At 52.1% G+C, this 614-nt stretch carries 1 protein-coding gene; it reads left to right on the top strand.

The window, feature by feature from the left end; translation table 11 throughout:
• Window positions 1-614 (top strand): hypothetical protein (locus JNK54_10815; GenBank protein ID MBL8024748.1); only part of this gene is annotated, 614 nt, incomplete at both ends.

Raw genomic sequence — 614 nt, 5'->3', positions numbered from 1 at the left:
AGATTAACACTCCGTTTGGTGTGCGCGTGGATGCCTGGGGGAACGTTTACATTGCGGACTCTGGTAATCACCGCATCCGATTCATTCCGAAAAGTGGGGGGACGTATTTTGGACAGGCGATGACGGCGAGCTTTATCTACACGATTGCGGGGAACGGCACGGGTGGATACCTGGGGGACAATGTTAGTGCTACCTCAACGAAACTATACAATCCATCCTATGTGAGCGTGGATGTTGCGGGGAACGTTGTTATCTCGGATACCGATAATCATCGCATCCGATTCGTACCAAAAAGTGCGGGGACGTATTTTGGGCAGTCGATGACAGCAAATTATATTTATACCATCGGCGGGACCGGCTCTACAGCTTATAACGGTGAGAATGCTGTGGCCACGGGCAAGAACATTAACACTCCTTATGGGGTCTTTGCTGGATCGGATGATATGATCTATTTGACCGATACCAACCATAAAATCCGCATGATTGCGGGTGGGGTTGCCGATGTTGTTTCGCCCTCCACGTCGACCCTTTCGGTTGTTTCGGGGTCGGGGGATGGCTCCGTGGACTTGTCTTGGCCCTCCGCGGGGGACGATGGCATGACAGGGGATTTAACG

This window comes from Elusimicrobiota bacterium (genome assembly GCA_016788905.1).
Lineage (GTDB): Bacteria > Elusimicrobiota > Elusimicrobia > FEN-1173 > FEN-1173 > JADKHR01.
This window is presented reverse-complemented; position numbering and strand designations above follow the sequence as displayed.